This window comes from Ureibacillus sp. FSL K6-2830, assembly GCF_038004145.1.
Lineage (GTDB): Bacteria > Bacillota > Bacilli > Bacillales_A > Planococcaceae > Ureibacillus > Ureibacillus thermosphaericus.
On sequence record NZ_JBBOQR010000001.1, the window covers coordinates 1,280,367 to 1,296,633 of the forward strand.

Sequence of the window (16,267 nt, forward strand, 5' to 3'; positions counted from 1 at the left end):
TGAAAATAAAAGTTTTGAAATTCATATTTTGTCATTAACTTGCCCTTCCTGCCGCAAAGACTATTTTGTTGTTAATAATTGTGGAGAACTAAACAATAAACAAGAGCGATACTTGTTAACGATACCGGGTCATACATTTCAAGATGTATCTCTCATTCAAAATACATCGAAGAAATTTCAAAATTTATATACCCAATCCACCCATGCAGAATTGCAAGGAAATGATGATATCGCCTTTTTTGGATATATTAAATCTCTTGAAGTACTTGTGAAAGATATCGCGATGATCGAACACCCTGATTCTGAAGATATGGTGCTATTTAGCAGCCTTATTCAATGTTTAGAAAAATTCCACTCAACTAATATTCATTTATTCTCAAAAAAATTGTTGGAAGTATTAAAAAATGACTATTTGCATTATCAAAAGGGGCCGGAGTTTTTCTCATATACAGAACTTGTTAAAGACTGCATCGATTACTTCTTATTGTATTTAGAGTTATTGCAAAAAACTTTTTCATTAAATGATAAACGTACAGAAAAAGAAGCTTGAAAATAGGAAATTGCTCTTATCCACTATTTGCATACTCGTTCATCCACTTGGAAATACTAGAAATAAAATTAATAAAGGAAGATATAAATGCCAAAAGTTGTATCTGTCAGTACTTATAAACCTCCCTACACATTACATCAACATGAAATAGAACAATTTACAAAGGCATTATTTCAAAATAAAATTCCGCAATTAGAGCGGCTATTAAAAGTGTTTGAAAATGGGGAAATAAAAACGCGGCATTTTTGCGTACCGTTAGAATGGCATAAAGAAGATCATACTTTTGAAGAACGCAATCAATTATATATTCAATTGTCAGTGGATTATAGTGTAAAAGCTATTCAAAGTTGTCTACAAAACGAACTATATTTAAAAAGACCAATTTCGACAGAAGAAATTGATGCCATCTTCTTTGTATCTAGCACAGGCATATCAACTCCCAGCATTGATGCTCGAATCATGAATAAATTGAAATTTTCAGATCGGATCAAACGTTTACCTATTTGGGGGCTTGGTTGCGTTGGAGGAGCATCTGGAATTAGTAGAGCCTACGATTATTGTCTTGCCCATCCAAAGGAAAAAGTGCTTGTTATCTGCGTGGAATTATGCAGCCTCACTTTCCAACGAAATGACTTTTCAAAAAGCAATTTAATTGGCGCATCACTTTTTGCTGATGGTGTTGCTTGCGCCTTAATTTGTGGTGATGAAGCGAAAGTAGAAAATCGAAAAACAGTACCATATATCATTCAAACAGCTTCAAAATGGATGCCTAACTCGGAAAATGTGATGGGTTGGGACGTTAGAAACGATGGGTTTCATGTCATCTTTTCAAAAAGTATACCGACAATTATTTCTAATTGGCTAGGGCCATTCATCCATTCATTTTTCAAAGAGGCAGGCATTTCATTAAATGATCTTGAACATTTCATCGCCCATCCTGGTGGGAAAAAAGTGTTATTAGCTTACGAAGAAGCACTGAATTTAAGCGACAAACATACAGCTATTTCTCGAAAAATTCTTCAACAAAACGGCAATATGTCATCGCCGACGGTACTATACGTTTTAGATGAATATATGAAAACCATCGAGAAAGATGAATCATATGGATTAATAGTAGCTCTTGGACCTGGATTTAGTGGAGAAGCAGTATTGCTGCAATGGAGGGATTAATATGCTAATTTTTATGATTGTAACAACAATCGTCATTTTACAAAGAATTTTTGAATTGTTTATTGCAAAACGAAACGAGAGACAAATGTTGCAACTTGGGGCTTATGAAGTAGGGGCCTCACATTATCCCTTCATGATATTGTTACATGTAAGTTTCTTCATCAGTTTAATTGTAGAAGTCATTGTATTTGAACGTACAATATCCCCTCTTTTTCTACCTTTATTTATTATTTTTCTACTCGTACAATCTTTAAGAATATGGTGCTTATCTTCATTAGGTATGTATTGGAATACGAAAATTATTGTGTTGCCAGGAGCTCAAATTGTTAAAAAGGGACCATATGCTTTTCTTAAACATCCAAATTATTTCGTTGTTTGTTGTGAAATTATTATATTGCCAATTATGTTTCAAGCTTATTTTACTGCCATTGTATTTACCTTGTTAAACTTCATTATGTTATCGATTCGAATACCAATTGAAGAAAAAGCATTAATGGAAGCGACAAATTATGAATATGTATTTAATAAAAAAATTCAGCACCATAGCTGAATTTTTTCCATTTTCATCAACATAATTTTTATTTTCGTAAACATAATAATAAAAAATCTTTGTTTTAACTTTTCGTTATCAATTTCTAATAACAAATAGCAAAATAATATTAGAAATTATAATAGATAAAGCGTATAATTCAAATTGACGGCAAATTCAAAAAAAGTCAACACTTTTGTAAAATATTTGTCACAATTTAAGAAATATTCAAAAAATGATTGGGTTTTCTTTTTTTGTTATTAATAGTTATAGAAAAGGAAAACGCTTTCAATCTTTATTTTTATTCATACCATCCAATAAAACACTCACTATTAAAAACAGTACTTGATTTACGAAATATTTGTATTATATTTAAACTGTAGTTAACATTGTTAAACATTTCACATAGTTATAATTGAAGAGTTTTTTCTTTAATAGTATGTGAAGTATCTATGCTGTTTTTAATAATGGGCACAATGATAAGTAAAGGAGAATGGGTAATGGCAGAAGAATTAGTGAATCAAGTTCAAGAGTCGGCTTTGAAAGAAAAACAAGATTTACTGGATCAATTATTAAAACCAGAAGTGCAAGAGTCCTTAACATATTTAGTAGAACAGCTTCCAAAGCTTGCCGAAGTAGTAGGACTTCTTACAAAGGCTTATGATTTTGCACAACAAGTAGCAACAGATGATGTATTAAAGAGCGACACAGTTAACGCAATTAAAGAAGTTTCTGAACCAGTTGTGAGTACTGTAAAAAGCTTAGCACAAACAGCTATTGAAGCAAAAGAACGTGCAGACGAATCTAAAGAAGCAATCGGTTTATTCGGAGTATTAAAATTGTTGAAGGACCCAGAAGTTCAAAAACTATTACGCTTTGCTAATGCATTTTTAGAAGTTTCAGCTGAACGCAAAAATCAATAAGGTTTTGTTTATTTAATAAAGTAAGGACGGAGGAATAATATGTCAAAAGAAATCGTCATCTTAGGTGCAGGCTACGGTGGGTTATTAACGGCCCTAACACTACGTAAATATGCAAGTAAAGATGAAGCTAAAATCACAGTTGTGAATAAATATCCTAATCACCAATTAATTACTGAATTACACCGTCTTGCAGGTGGAACAATTTCTGAACAAGCAATATCCTTCCCATTAAAGAAATTATTTAAAGGTAAAGACATTGAAACGGTTATCCAAGAAGTAAAATCATTCAATGTGAAAAATAAAGAAGTATATTTAGCAAACGGCTCTGTCTTATCTTATGATTATTTAGTTGTAGCACTTGGTAGCCAAACTGGTTTCTTCGGTATTCCTGGTTTAGAAGAAAACTCAATGGTATTAAAATCTGTAGATGATGCAAAAAGAATTTACAACCATATTGAAAGCAAAATTGCTTCCTATGCAAAAACAAAAAATATTGCGGATGCAACAATCGTCATTGGTGGCGGCGGTTTAACAGGTGTGGAACTTGTTGGTGAAATTGTAGACAACGCTCCAAATATTTGTGCAAAATACGCAGTTGACCCTAGCGAGTTGAATATTAAACTAATAGAAGCTGGTCCAAAAATTTTACCGGTATTACCTGATGAATTAATTGAACGCGCAACAAAAAGCTTAGAAGCTCGTGGAGTTGAATTCTTAACTGGCCTTCCTGTAACAGGTGTAGAAGGTAATGTAATTTCACTAAAAGACGGTTCCACAATTACAGCAAACACATTTGTTTGGACAGGTGGAGTTGCAGCTCTACCAATCGTTCAAGAATCTGGTCTTGAATGCGACCGTGGTAAAGCAATCATCGATGAGTATTTACGTTCTAAATCACATCAAGATGTATTTGTTGTTGGAGATGCTTCCGTTGCTCTTCCTGAAGATGGAGGTCGTCCATTATATGCACCAACTGCTCAAAATGCATGGCAAATGGGAGAAGCTGCAGCTTACAACATTTACGCAACAATTAAAGGCCAAAAACTAAAAGAGTTCAGCCCAGTTAATTCTGGTACTCTTGCAAGCCTTGGACGTAAAGACGGTGTAGCAACTGTTGGTAAAAACAATATTCACCTAAAAGGTTTACCAGCTTCACTTATGAAAGAAGCAAGCCATGTACGCTACTTATCACACATTAAAGCATTATACGGTTTAGTATATTAATGACCAAAAAAGTGCGGCAATCATGCCGCACTTTTTTATTGGCTGGATTCCATATTCTTTGGTTTTCCCGCCTCTACTAATACTTTGTTTCCTACTAAAACAAAACTAAGAACGAACATCGCTACTCCTGTTCCTAATAATAACCACTCAATTTTAATGAAATCGCTAATCGGACCAAAAATTAGCATTCCTAAAGGCATCATGGAAGTAGAAATCATTGTCAGTACACCAAAAATTCTCCCTAAATAGTCTCCTTCAACTTTTTCTTGTAAAAGTACGGTTGAAGGTGTATTAAATAACGGCATCGCTACTCCAGCCAACGCCATAATGGAGCAATAAAACCAGAAGTTTGGCACAATCCCTAATAAAAATGTGCAAACTCCGAATATTATACTTGATAATGCCATCGTATATGTTCGGTTTTTAAATCCTCCCCATACAGCAATGACTGCTCCCCCAGCCATCATACCGATAGAAAATGCAATTTCGATCGCTGAAAGCCGCCATACATCTTCTCCAAATGTACGAGTTACTTGCAACGGTGTTAAGAAGGAAACAGGGGCCGCCATAACAAAGAATATCGCAAAATATATAAATAAAATTTTCAAGAATTCATTGTTTTTAATATAAACAAGTCCCTGTTTAAAGTCAGCAAAATAGCTGATTTGTTGTTGTAATGCTTTTTCATGCGGGGGAATTTGTAAAAAGAATAGCAAAGTTGCCACCGCAATCGCAGCTGTTACGACATCAATAAAAAATAGTGTTTCCAACGTTGTAATAGTAAGCAAAGCCGCACTAACCATTGGTGAAAGCAGCATTACAAGGGCTTGAATACTGCCATTAATTCCGTTCACTTTTGTTAAATGCTCTTCAGGAACGATTTGTGGTAATATTGCCCCTACTGTCGGCGTTTGAATACCAGTTCCAAATGAGCGAATGACGTACATTATAAAGAGCATCCAAAGAGATTCATAACCGCTTAAAAATAAAATAGCTAGAATAAGTGTAGCCAAAGCAATGGCGGAATCTGATAAGATAATTAACATTTTCCGGTTATAACGATCTGCCCATACTCCTGCAAAAGGCGATAATAAAAAAGTAGGAACAAATCCACAGAGAATGGCAATCGTCATCATGATTCCCGACTGAGTCGTTAACGTGATGTACCACATAATGGCGTATTGAACGATTGAAGAACCGAAAAGCGATATCGTTTGACTCGTTAGAAATACGCTAATATTTCGTTTCCAATGAATATAATGATTTGTTTTCATAGGCAATTACTTCCTTTATCGTATAATTCATTTTAAAATTGTTTATTGTAAATGGTTAAAACAATTTATTATCATTTAGGGTTTACCCTTTGAAGAAATAACCTATTCAAATAAAGTAATCTAGCCATTAGTAATAGATTGAATGTTGATGTAATGTGGAATTATAAGCATATAAAGTAATAATCAATATTTAAAGGTGTGACGTTCCATTGGTAGAAAATAACATACGGACTCCCATTTACCCTATCATGATTGCCATTGCAATAGGACATTTAATTAATGATACTGTTCAAAATATTGCACCAGCAATGTTCCCTTATCTTGCAAGAGATTTAGGTTTTACTTTTACTCAACTGGGGCTTATTAGTTTTGTATTAAATATGGTTTCTTCAACACTTCAACCGATCATCGGCTTTATTAGTGATAAAAAACCGATTGCATACGCATTACCTATAGGAATGATGAGCGTCTTCATCGGTTTAAGTATGTTTGCATTCGCTAATCAATATTACATCCTTTTAATTGCTGCCATCTTTTTAGGATTTGGTTCAGCCATTTTCCATCCGGAAGGCTCTCGCGTTTCATTTATGTCTGCAGGCAATAAGCGGGGCCTATCACAATCGATTTACCAAGTCGGTGGAAATTCTGGGCAAGCTATTGCTCCTTTAATTGGTGCCTTTATTTTAGATGCATTAGGACAAAGAGGGGCTGCTGTATTGCTTCTTCTCGTTGCTATCGGAATTGTGTTGTTATTTAACATTTCAAAATGGTATGCTCGACAATTAAATGCCGAGAAATTAAACCAAAAGCAAAAAAAAGTGTTAATTTCTTCCTTGCCACCATTAACAAAAAAACAAGTGGGAATCGCTCTCATATTGCTGTTTACGATTATTTTTGCACGCTCTTTTTACACAACGAATATTCAAAATTACTATGTGTTTTATTTAATAGATCATTATGATTTGACTACCCGTATCGGCCAAATTTTAATCTTTATATTTATGGCTTTTGGCGTTGTTGGAACATTTTTTGGAGGATCCCTTTCCGATCGCATCGGTCGCAAAAATGTCATTTTACTTTCAGTAGTTGTACCGATTCCTTTATGTTTATTACTGCCGTACATGCCTCTTTGGCTTGTACCTGTATTTTTAATTATTATCGGAACACTAATAATGATTAGCTTCTCTGTAACTGTCGTTTATGCTCAAGAATTAGTACCTAGCAAAATCGGAACAATGGCAGGACTGACAACGGGGTTTGCCTTTGGAATGGGTGCAGTTGGATCTGTCGCTATCGGTTGGCTACTGGATACAATAGGAATAGAAATGACAATGAAAATCATCTCCGTATTACCAATCATCTTAGTAGTCGCATTTCTATTGCCTAAGGATCAAGTCAAAAAAGAACTGAGTTAATAAGCTAATCGATACTTGCCAAGTGCATCAAGGCATATTGTATCTTTTTCGTAACGCTAATTTAAAAGTAAGGGGGAAGAATACAACTCTTCCCTCTATTTTCTTTTAAATAACTTTTTCTTACGAATGAATCGTACAACAAACCAAATGAAAACAACGGCTATTACTGCATAGGCAATGTTTGAATAGACGTCCATCACTTCTACAATTTTCTCCCAATTCTCTCCAACTGTTGCACCAACATGCACCAATACAGTATTCCATATTAACGTACCTAATGTCGTTAATAAAATGAATAGCCAGAATTTCATATTACTCATCCCGGCTGGAATGGAGATTAAACTACGAATGAGAGGTATAAATCGACAGAAGAACACAGTCCAAAAACCATATCTGTCAAACCAAGCATCAGCTTTATAAATATCGTTTCTTGTTAATCTTAAAATGTGACCATATTTATCAACTATTTTTACTAGCCGTTCGACATCCAACAACAAGCCAATACCGTATAAAATGATTGCGCCCGCAACGGAACCAAGAGTTGAAGCAATGATTACTCCTGTGACCGTCAAATCAGTAAAAGTAGTCATAAATCCACCAAAGGTTAAAATAACTTCTGAAGGAATTGGAGGAAATAGGTTTTCTAACATAATTAACAGGAATACACCTATATACCCAAAATCCTCCATAATTCTTTGAATCCAAGTTTCCATCTATTCTTCCCCTTATGTATTTCTTATATTTATTTCTATTTTCACACTAACTATATCATTATGAATTTATTCCTTCTCATAGTCAAACTAATCAAATTATTAGACTGTATATCGTTTCCATAAGTTTCATGATTATGGATCATTTTATATTGTAAAATTAAGTTAAGAAGAAAAATCTCAGAACATCTTATGTAAAGGAGGTTTGTTTATGTATGTTGCCAATCAAAAAACAATGCAACTGCTTGACCATTTTACAATGGAACAGCTAGGGCTACCTGGTGCTGTATTGATGGAAAACGCAGGGAACGCTGTCGTGCAAGCAATTTTAAAGGACTACCCCAAAAATACTAGTGTACTTGTGTTATCTGGGTACGGGAATAATGGTGGTGATGGCTTTGTTATCGCAAGACGATTAATTGATTTTGGATACGATGTATTACTTTGTTTTATTGGAAATGAAGCTAAACTAAAAGGCGATGCTCGAATACATTTTCAAGTATACAAAAATCGTCAGTTGCCTTTCTATCACTTTAATGCTGAAGAAAATGATATATTTACATATATTCAACAGGCGGATGTCATTATTGATGCGATGCTAGGAACTGGAGTTTCCGGTGAAGTTCGATTTCCGTTCAATCAAATCATTGAAGCTGTTAATGATTCAAAAAAAGATGTAATAAGTGTGGATATTCCTTCTGGGCTTAACTCCGACACGGGTAAAGCCGCAAGTACAACGATTAAAGCAACGAAAACAATTACTTTTGCCATGCCAAAAATGGGATTTTTTGTTGGTGATGGTCCTACAGTGATTGGCAAATGGGAAGTTGCAGATATTTCCGTTCCTGATTCAGTTGTTGAGACCCTTCAATTAAAACTGCCTAAACTACTAGATGAAGCTACTGCAATATCCTCTCTGCCACAAAGAATAAAACATGGACATAAAGGAGCTTTCGGACACTGCCTTGTAATAGGTGGTTGTAAACATTATGTAGGGGCGCCAGTCTATACAGCAAAGGCTGCTTTTCACTCAGGAATTGGTCTTGTAACCCTTGCTATTCCAGAAAAAATTTATCCACTTGTTGCTGGAACATGTCATGAAAGTCTCTTTATCCCACTATCCGATTCAAATGGATTTATTAACTGGAAAGCTATTGAAACAATCGACTTTTCTAAATATACAACAATCGCCTTTGGGCCTGGATTGGGAAGAGAGTTAGACGGCGATGCAATAATTCGAACATTGCTAGATCAGCTAACAACACAAACACTCATTATAGACGCAGATGGATTGTATTTTCTTAAAAACCATTTAAAACAGTTGCAACATTATAAAGGGGATATTATTTTAACTCCACATCCAGGAGAAATGGCTACCTTGACGGGAAAATCAGTTGCTGAAATTGAAGCGAATCGCTTAGAAACAGCAAAAAATTTTGCTGCAACATACGGAGCTTATTTATTGTTAAAAGGACATCGACCAATCATTGCAACACCTACTAGCGAACTTTGGATAAATCCTTATGGAAATGATGCTTTAGGTAAAGGTGGCAGTGGAGACGTATTAACTGGTTTAATTGCTTCCCTAGTTTCCCAGCATCAGAATCCCCTAAAAGCCATGTTATGTGCAAGTTTTTATCATGCTATTGCCGCGGAAGAATTAGGGAGAAATTCGTCCAATTATGGAGTAACTCCAATGGATATCATCCATTATATCCCTATACTATTCGGCCGTAAATAAACAAATAGGATTGAAAGTCCTTGTGATGAAATCTGCTACAAGGACTTTCTTTGACATTCTCTTTATAAAAAAACAAAAGGCCCTATTCATGGAGGCCAAAACTATTTTTTTAAGTATAATGCTTCTCTCACTTTATTAAACTGTTTTAAATCATAATGAATATATTCAAACAAATAGGACGAAATAGTATATTTGGATGAATGAATGCGATAACTTTTCGACCATTTTTCATCTTCTAAATTATTTACAGCAATAATAAGGCTTCTTCTAACAGAGGTAAATTTTTCTATAATCTCTTCCTTTTTTCTTTTTCTACTCTCAATTAATGATTGTTGTTTGATTGCTTGTTTGTCTAGTTCTTTTGGAAAAACTCCATCTTTTTTAAAGTAGGGAATTCGTTTTTGAAGGACAAATTCATCTAACGCAATGAAATGAGTGACAACGCCTGCAATTGTCCATTCGTCATTTGTTAATGATAAGTACCATTCATTTTCCGTCAGTTTTGATAAATTTTTTACAAAATCCACTGAATTCTCGAAATGAATTAATATTTTTTCTTTATTTTTATCCAAGAATGTCAGCTCCTATAGGTTTACTTATTGTAGTAATCCTTCGATACAAAAAAGAAAACTCCTTCTCTTTTCAATTTAAATTTTTTTATTTTCGAAAAAAATGCCCCAAAAGTAGAAAACTTTTGAGGCTTCTTATTACTAATGAATGCTTTCTTTTAATCGCTTAACATTTTTTAATATCACTTTACTTTTAGGAATACTTGGTATCGTATCCATCGTGATATACATGTCCTGTTCTGGAATCTCATAATCCATTTTATTTAACAAATACTCTAAACTTAATTTCATCGCTTCAATGGTTAGTTGTTCACCTGGACAACGATGGGTTGTTTCATATCTTCCGCCGCCTTGCGGAATGAAACTGAATTGGTCATCCTGCCATTGGGCAAAACGTTCAGGTTGAAATTCATCGGGATTTACCCAAATATTCGGATCATGATTAGTACCGTAAATATCCAATAAAACAAGCGTCCCTTCATGAAATGCATATCCGTTCCAAGTAAAACTACTTTTAGCCTTTGCTGCAGCAACAGGAACAAGAGGATAAAAACGTCTTACTTCTTGAATAAATAAGTGGATATAATCAGGCGTATTTTTTAATTTTACTCTTTCGTGAGGAAATTGGGATAATGCCATTACAATGAAATTAATATAGATTGAAATCGCAACAATAGGTCTTAAAATATTAATAACCTCAACTGCCACTGTTTCGACATCTAACAAACTGCCATCTAAATCTTTATAAAATACAAATTGATGTAATATCGATTCACTTTGTACTTGTACTTCGTTGGAGCGTATTTTTTCTATCAATTTCTCCATCTTTTTTTCCAATTGATTTCTTTTATTTCTGCCTATCCAACGTTGCAGGCCAAATGCGATAGGCGTTTCAAACATCGCTCCTATTTCCTTCATCAATATATCCATATCTTTTTCATGGGGAGGATACCCAATCCATTTAAATGCCGCTTTACATAACAGCGTTTTCATTTCTTCATAAAAAATAATTTCTGTTTCTTTACTCCATTGATCTAATGCTTTTTCCCATTCAAGTTTTGCAATATCTAAAAACTCATTTATTTTTTCTTTTGTCATGACATTCATAAACATTTTTTTGCGATGTCGATGAGCTACTTCATCAAGGGTTTGAACGCTATTTTTCCCGAATAAGGTTTCAATGATGCGGTTTGGAACAGCATCTTGACGTTGAAATTTTGTTTGATCATAAAACAATTGTGCCGCTTCTTTCCCACCCATGCATATCGCCTTTTTCCCCAATATTCTTGTTTCAAAAATATTGGTTTGCAAGCTTTTTCTGCGATTTAAAATGTATTCATACCCTTCTTTTAAAAGTGCTAGGCTATGATCAATACCTTCATCTCTTGGAATTTCATTGATATTTTCCATTGTTGCACCTCACAAACAATATTTGGCTATATTTATTTTGTTACAGGTTTTATATTTCATACAGAGATACAACAATTGCTAAACTAGACTGACAAGTAAAGTTTCCCTTATCCAACATTATATCGATATAAATCATTCATTCGATTTTCGCTCATTATCAAATGAAATAAAGGTCCTTCATATTCCAACTGCAAATTCGTTAAACACTGTAAATCATAAGGGGAAATCAGAGAAATCGGTTTATGAAATTCGTAATTCGCCCCTTCTTTTAAAACGTGAGCAACAAATTGAGAGCAAAAATAAGCATTTTTTCGATGTGATGGTTTATTAAAAGTGTATGTAATAAGCCCTGTTAAATTGTATTTATATTTTTGTTGTTCTGCTTCAATAGATTTTATGATTTCTTTCATACGAGCAATTTGTTCTTTTGTAGCCCAAATGCTATATACAGCTCCTCTACTTTTTAAAAAAAGCGTACTACGTAAATCTTCCTTTACAAAACCGCCGATAAATGGATTATTTGGATATTTTCTTCCAAAACTGTACACTTCCTGAAAATTTGAGTCAAATGCAATGGATGCATGATTATAAGTTTTTTTCGTATAAAGCTTAATCATTCTCGTAAAAAGCGTTCCAGTATCGGTAAATAATAAATATACTTTTTCCATCTCGACTTTCTCCTTTGTAAATATACCTCCATTCTAACGACATTACATACACCATTAAACCGCCCGAAGAAATATATTCTTTTCAGTCTTAGGTCGTATTTAATCAATATGTAATGAATTGCAATGGAAATAATATTGTTTATTTGAGATGGATAAATCATAAACAGCGCAATAGTTGGAGAATAGACCTACAAATAGGGGATTGTTATGGAAGGGAATGGGCATATTGTGTTCATCTCTTATTTGTCATTTTCCTATTTGATAAAAAAATTGACCCGGAAACTAAGTTCCGGGCCTCGATTTCACAAATCACGACATGAATTCAGAAACTCTTCGGTGTTACTCCATATTCAATTTACTTTTGAACAATGGACTTTCCTTCACCTTGACGAGTTTTCGGCGGAGTGTCAGAATCAAATTGGTCTTTGATCTTTTCCATCGGGAAATCCCTCCTGTTTATCATGTCGGATTGTCTTGTGAAATCATTATTTATTATGACTGCTTTACAAATATTTATACACAAATCGCTACTTTTTTGAAAAAATATCTGAAAAAAACCCGGAAACTAAGTTCCGGGCACTTTCACTAGGACGCCATGATGCTCTTTAATACTGCCTTGCCTTCGCATCCGTTCTCAAAATTTGGTTATGAAGTGATATTTCCGTTTGACCGTTAATTTGAGATTTTTGATATTTCGGCTTTAAGTTTTGATTTCGAAGAGCTTTCGGAAAAACTTCCTTCTTACTCATCGGCAATCACCTCTTTCATCATGGTCGATTTCCTTAGTGAAATCATTGTTAGTATGAAAACTTCAGCAAATAACTATTCTTTCCTAATATTTTCAATTTATTTTGCAGCACACTTAGAATCGACAGAAAATTTCTTCGACATCAATTGAACATTTTTTTCATCGCTCCATATTTTATTAAAGAAAGGAGCGATGTGGTTGATCTCAATTGAACCCATTGAATTACAAGGACATATGTACACTGCCATCACTGTTCACTTGCCGAAAACAACTTTATTAACAATCTCGAATGAAATTGGGTACATTATGTGTGGTGCGCTAGATGTTGAATTATTGAACACTCGGCTAGCTGACAGAAAAATTATTGCAGGTCGTGCAGTTGGGGTAAAAACCATCGATGAATTATTACAAGCTCCGCTCGAATCTGTTACAACTGAAGCCGAAAAAATGGGAATTGTTAAAGGAATGACTGGAGAAGAAGCATTATTAAAAATGATCTAATATTTTACAAATTAAAAGGAGGTTCTACTTGTTGATCCTCCTTTTATCCGATAAATCGATTGAATTGGTGTTTTTGTTCAACTAACGAAATAACATCTTCGCAAATAACTTCTGCTGATCTTGGGCAATATATTTCTTTCATATTATTAATTAATCGGTTTCGTTGGTTTTCATTACAAATTAACTGAAGTACAGACATAACTAAGTCATCAGGATGATTTACAATAATTGCCGCATCCTTAGACTGAAAGTAATTTGCATTTTCCAACTCTTGGCCAGGCACTACTTGGTAAAGCAATAGCGGTACTTGAACTGCTAATGCTTCGCTTAACGTAATTCCTCCTGGCTTTGTAATCATAACGGTAGCCATTTTCATCATTTCATCCATTTTGTTCGTATACCCAAATATTCTAACATTTTGATTGTTAGAATATTTTTCTAATAAATTATTTTTCAACTCCTCATTCTTCCCGCATATGACGAGTATTTGGTTATTGTCATGCTGCAATAATTTCTCCATAACTCCTTCAATATCTTTTATTACTCCATAAGCTCCCGTTGCAATTAAAATTACAGGCTTTTTTGAATCTAAACCATAAGATTCAAGAAGAGCGTTTCGGTCCACTGAGCGTTCAAACTGTTCTTCAATTGGAATTCCTGTGACCTTAATTTTATAATCAGGTGTTCCAGCGTTTATTAAATTTTGTTTTAAATCTTCAGTTGCCACATAATATCGGTCTATATAATCATGAATCCAATTTTTATGAGCTTGAAAATCTGTAATCACATTTACAATGGGTAATTGAATACCTGTTTTTCTTTTTAATTCTGGTACAACTCGCATTGGAAATGTATTCACTATAATATCTGGCTTTACTGTCTCAACCATTCGCATCAGTTTTTTCATTCCATAAGTATTCATAAATTCAATATCGAACACTAGCGTCGCATTAAAATAATTTAACACCTTCAAATAAACCGAATTTTCTGAAATATAATCCAAACACAAAAAAAGCCTTTATAATGGTTGGGTGGTAGTAAACCATCCAAATCCAATACAAAGGACAAAACTATGGATAAGTTTACACGAAAAACATCATTTGAACAATGGTTTTCACCGATTAATCGTCCATTATTTGACGACCTAGTGAAAACACATCAATTAAATCACTATACCAAGAAGCTTTATATGGCTTCATTTATGAAACTGCTTTTGTATGCCCAACTCCATGAAACCGAGAGTTTACGGGCGTTGAGTGACGCTGTCTTTTTAGAAGAATTACAACGAGCAACGGGATTGGAATCGATTAGTTTTTCACAGTTAGGGAGACGAATCAATACCATCCCAACTGAGTTCTTTCAAACGATTTTTCTCGATTTAGTGGCACAAATTCATCGGAAAACCAATTTCCAAACAAGAAGAAAAGTGACAACGCCTTTGAAAATCATTGATTCGAGTACATTACCGCTTAATTTGACCAATCATCAGTGGGCAGAGTTTCGAAAAACAAAATCAGGAGTAAAGCTTCACTTACGACTTGTTTTTATGGAAAAAGGACTCTCCTATCCAGATAAAGCCGTACTCACGAATGCCAACGAACATGATCGTGGTCAACTAGAAGTATTCGTGGATGACAAAGAATGCATGTACGTGTTTGATCGTGGTTACTTGGATTATGGGCGCTTTGATCAAATGACGGAAGATGGCTATTTCTTTGTGACCCGTTTGCGTAAAAACGCTGTTGTCCGAGTGTTAGAATCCTTTTCGTTACCAGAAGATTCACCCGTATTCTCTGATGAAATGGTTGTCATTGGAACACCACAAAATCGTTCTGAAAACGTGTTTCGCTTACTCAAATTGCATGATACAAAAGGAAATGAGCTTCATTTACTGACAAATCGGTTTGACATTGACGCAGATGAAATTGCAGAAATCTACCAATCACGTTGGGCAATCGAACTTTTTTTCAAATGGATGAAACAACATCTGAACATTAAAAAGTTTTTTGGTCACAGTGAACAAGCTGTACATAATCAAGTGTACGTAGCCATGATAGTGTACTGTCTGAATGTTTTAGCTCAGCTGAACACGAATAGCGAACGCAGTTACTTACAAATTAGTCGCTATTTGAAGGCTTCTTTGTGGAAATCCGCTCACATTTGGTTACGAAAAATCGAAGGAAACGGCGTCCCATAAAGGTTTGCCAGTCGTTGTTGCACAAGTCATAGGTTATAGTAAAAAAATGGATGTTTACTACCCTCGCTTAGGTGTTTTCGTTTTTTCTCTAAAGTCCAGAAAAAATAAAACTGAAAATTCAGGCATTATTTATGCGACGGTAGTGAATATCGAAATACCTTTTATTTCTTCTACCGCCATAATATAGTAATCCATAGATTTTCCGACCATAATTAAAACTCTTTATATATAAATATTTTGAAGCCTTTGTTAATAATGGGTGAGAATCGTAGTAAAGATCAGATTCTATTACATCTGTAATGCCATAGTTAAAGAATGTATTTTTTAAAGTATTTGATACTTTTAAATGACCATTTCCATAGCTCCCCGTTAATAGCAGAATCTTTAAATCCCTCTCCACAATATCACCCTCACACATAAAATCCATCGTTTTCATTTTATTTAAACAATATTGAATAGGTAATCATTCCAAAAAATAATACTTATTTTTATAACTTATGCCTAACAATACGTAGTTAATGTGCAAAATTTTCTATTACACATAATTGATTTTCAAGCAAAAGAAAACTTTATTAAAATTTTATTCTGTTTAACTAGAGTCACCTTATTTTTCATTCTTTTGGAATGAAATTCAAACT

General features: G+C 34.2%; 16 protein-coding genes. 9 read left to right on the plus strand and 7 right to left on the minus strand.

The features are described 5' to 3' along the window. The first annotated feature begins 112 nt into the window (after positions 1–112). From NSU17_RS06295 to NSU17_RS06315, 5 genes are all read left to right on the plus strand, one after another. Complete coding sequence (locus NSU17_RS06295) at positions 113–550, plus strand: hypothetical protein (RefSeq protein ID WP_340704603.1); 438 nt, start codon at positions 113–115, stop codon at positions 548–550. 87 nt (positions 551–637) lie between these two features. Next, entirely contained in the window at positions 638–1,720 is a 1,083-nt protein-coding gene (locus NSU17_RS06300; protein WP_340704604.1) for a type III polyketide synthase, read from the plus strand. Between the two features lies 1 nt (position 1,721). Beyond that, positions 1,722–2,270 carry an isoprenylcysteine carboxyl methyltransferase family protein gene (locus NSU17_RS06305; protein WP_016838377.1) on the plus strand — a complete coding sequence of 183 codons (549 nt, stop codon included), beginning with the start codon at positions 1,722–1,724 and terminating at the stop codon, positions 2,268–2,270. Positions 2,271–2,749: 479 nt separating this feature from the next. Beyond that, positions 2,750–3,172 carry a DUF1641 domain-containing protein gene (locus NSU17_RS06310; protein WP_016838378.1) on the plus strand — a complete coding sequence of 141 codons (423 nt, stop codon included), beginning with the start codon at positions 2,750–2,752 and terminating at the stop codon, positions 3,170–3,172. Positions 3,173–3,211: 39 nt separating this feature from the next. Beyond that, positions 3,212–4,396, plus strand: a complete 1,185-nt coding sequence (locus NSU17_RS06315) for an NAD(P)/FAD-dependent oxidoreductase (RefSeq protein WP_016838379.1) — start codon at positions 3,212–3,214, stop codon at positions 4,394–4,396. A 35-nt stretch (positions 4,397–4,431) separates the two neighbouring features. Here NSU17_RS06315 and NSU17_RS06320 read toward each other — a convergent pair whose 3' ends face one another. After that, positions 4,432–5,670 (minus strand): MFS transporter, encoded by a 1,239-nt coding sequence (locus tag NSU17_RS06320; RefSeq protein ID WP_016839070.1) that lies wholly within the window; start codon positions 5,668–5,670, stop codon positions 4,432–4,434. Positions 5,671–5,918: 248 nt separating this feature from the next. Between NSU17_RS06320 and NSU17_RS06325 the strand changes: the two genes are divergently transcribed. Next, a complete protein-coding gene (locus NSU17_RS06325; RefSeq protein WP_050988855.1) occupies positions 5,919–7,085 on the plus strand; it encodes an MFS transporter in 1,167 nt (388 codons plus the stop codon). 95 nt (positions 7,086–7,180) lie between these two features. Here the strand turns inward: NSU17_RS06325 and NSU17_RS06330 are convergent, their stop codons facing one another. Beyond that, complete coding sequence (locus NSU17_RS06330; RefSeq protein ID WP_016839068.1) at positions 7,181–7,798, minus strand: DedA family protein; 618 nt, start codon at positions 7,796–7,798, stop codon at positions 7,181–7,183. 208 nt (positions 7,799–8,006) lie between these two features. On the opposite strand from NSU17_RS06330, the gene NSU17_RS06335 reads away from it, so the two are divergent. Beyond that, positions 8,007–9,536, plus strand: coding sequence for an NAD(P)H-hydrate dehydratase (locus tag NSU17_RS06335; protein ID WP_340704605.1), 1,530 nt, complete (start codon positions 8,007–8,009; stop codon positions 9,534–9,536). Between the two features lie 101 nt (positions 9,537–9,637). On the opposite strand, the gene NSU17_RS06340 is transcribed toward NSU17_RS06335, so the two are convergent. The 4 genes from NSU17_RS06340 to NSU17_RS06355 form a co-directional block, all read right to left on the minus strand. After that, entirely contained in the window at positions 9,638–10,108 is a 471-nt protein-coding gene (locus NSU17_RS06340) for a DinB family protein (protein ID WP_016839066.1), read from the minus strand. Positions 10,109–10,246: 138 nt separating this feature from the next. After that, on the minus strand, positions 10,247–11,515 hold the full coding sequence (locus tag NSU17_RS06345; protein ID WP_340704606.1) for a cytochrome P450: 1,269 nt from the start codon (positions 11,513–11,515) through the stop codon (positions 10,247–10,249). Between the two features lie 107 nt (positions 11,516–11,622). Continuing rightward, positions 11,623–12,183 (minus strand): hypothetical protein, encoded by a 561-nt coding sequence (locus tag NSU17_RS06350; protein WP_016839064.1) that lies wholly within the window; start codon positions 12,181–12,183, stop codon positions 11,623–11,625. Between the two features lie 605 nt (positions 12,184–12,788). Beyond that, positions 12,789–12,932: a YpzG family protein gene (locus tag NSU17_RS06355; RefSeq protein ID WP_016839063.1), complete on the minus strand. Its 144-nt coding sequence runs from the start codon at positions 12,930–12,932 to the stop codon at positions 12,789–12,791. Positions 12,933–13,129: 197 nt separating this feature from the next. Here NSU17_RS06355 and NSU17_RS06360 point away from each other — a divergent pair, with 197 nt between their 5' ends. Further along, on the plus strand, positions 13,130–13,432 hold the full coding sequence (locus tag NSU17_RS06360; protein ID WP_340704607.1) for a YunC family protein: 303 nt from the start codon (positions 13,130–13,132) through the stop codon (positions 13,430–13,432). A gap of 43 nt (positions 13,433–13,475) precedes the next feature. On the opposite strand, the gene NSU17_RS06365 is transcribed toward NSU17_RS06360, so the two are convergent. Continuing rightward, positions 13,476–14,399, minus strand: coding sequence for an MGDG synthase family glycosyltransferase (locus tag NSU17_RS06365; protein WP_340704608.1), 924 nt, complete (start codon positions 14,397–14,399; stop codon positions 13,476–13,478). Between the two features lie 105 nt (positions 14,400–14,504). On the opposite strand from NSU17_RS06365, the gene NSU17_RS06370 reads away from it, so the two are divergent. Next, a complete protein-coding gene (locus NSU17_RS06370; protein WP_096550405.1) occupies positions 14,505–15,629 on the plus strand; it encodes an IS4 family transposase in 1,125 nt (374 codons plus the stop codon). Positions 15,630–16,267: the final 638 nt, after the last annotated feature.

Bases quoted from the DNA above. Each gene is read 5' to 3' on its own strand.
- NSU17_RS06315 (WP_016838379.1), top strand. From the start codon at position 3,212: ATGTCAAAAGAAATCGTCATCTTAGGTGCAGGCTACGGTGGGTTATTA.
- NSU17_RS06335 (WP_340704605.1), top strand. From the start codon at position 8,007: ATGTATGTTGCCAATCAAAAAACAATGCAACTGCTTGACCATTTTACA.
- NSU17_RS06310 (WP_016838378.1), top strand. From the start codon at position 2,750: ATGGCAGAAGAATTAGTGAATCAAGTTCAAGAGTCGGCTTTGAAAGAA.
- NSU17_RS06325 (WP_050988855.1), top strand. From the start codon at position 5,919: ATGATTGCCATTGCAATAGGACATTTAATTAATGATACTGTTCAAAAT.
- NSU17_RS06370 (WP_096550405.1), top strand. From the start codon at position 14,505: ATGGATAAGTTTACACGAAAAACATCATTTGAACAATGGTTTTCACCG.
- NSU17_RS06355 (WP_016839063.1), bottom strand. From the start codon at position 12,932: ATGAGTAAGAAGGAAGTTTTTCCGAAAGCTCTTCGAAATCAAAACTTA.
- NSU17_RS06300 (WP_340704604.1), top strand. From the start codon at position 638: ATGCCAAAAGTTGTATCTGTCAGTACTTATAAACCTCCCTACACATTA.
- NSU17_RS06330 (WP_016839068.1), bottom strand. From the start codon at position 7,798: ATGGAAACTTGGATTCAAAGAATTATGGAGGATTTTGGGTATATAGGT.
- NSU17_RS06320 (WP_016839070.1), bottom strand. From the start codon at position 5,670: ATGAAAACAAATCATTATATTCATTGGAAACGAAATATTAGCGTATTT.
- NSU17_RS06305 (WP_016838377.1), top strand. From the start codon at position 1,722: ATGCTAATTTTTATGATTGTAACAACAATCGTCATTTTACAAAGAATT.
- NSU17_RS06345 (WP_340704606.1), bottom strand. From the start codon at position 11,515: ATGGAAAATATCAATGAAATTCCAAGAGATGAAGGTATTGATCATAGC.
- NSU17_RS06350 (WP_016839064.1), bottom strand. From the start codon at position 12,183: ATGGAAAAAGTATATTTATTATTTACCGATACTGGAACGCTTTTTACG.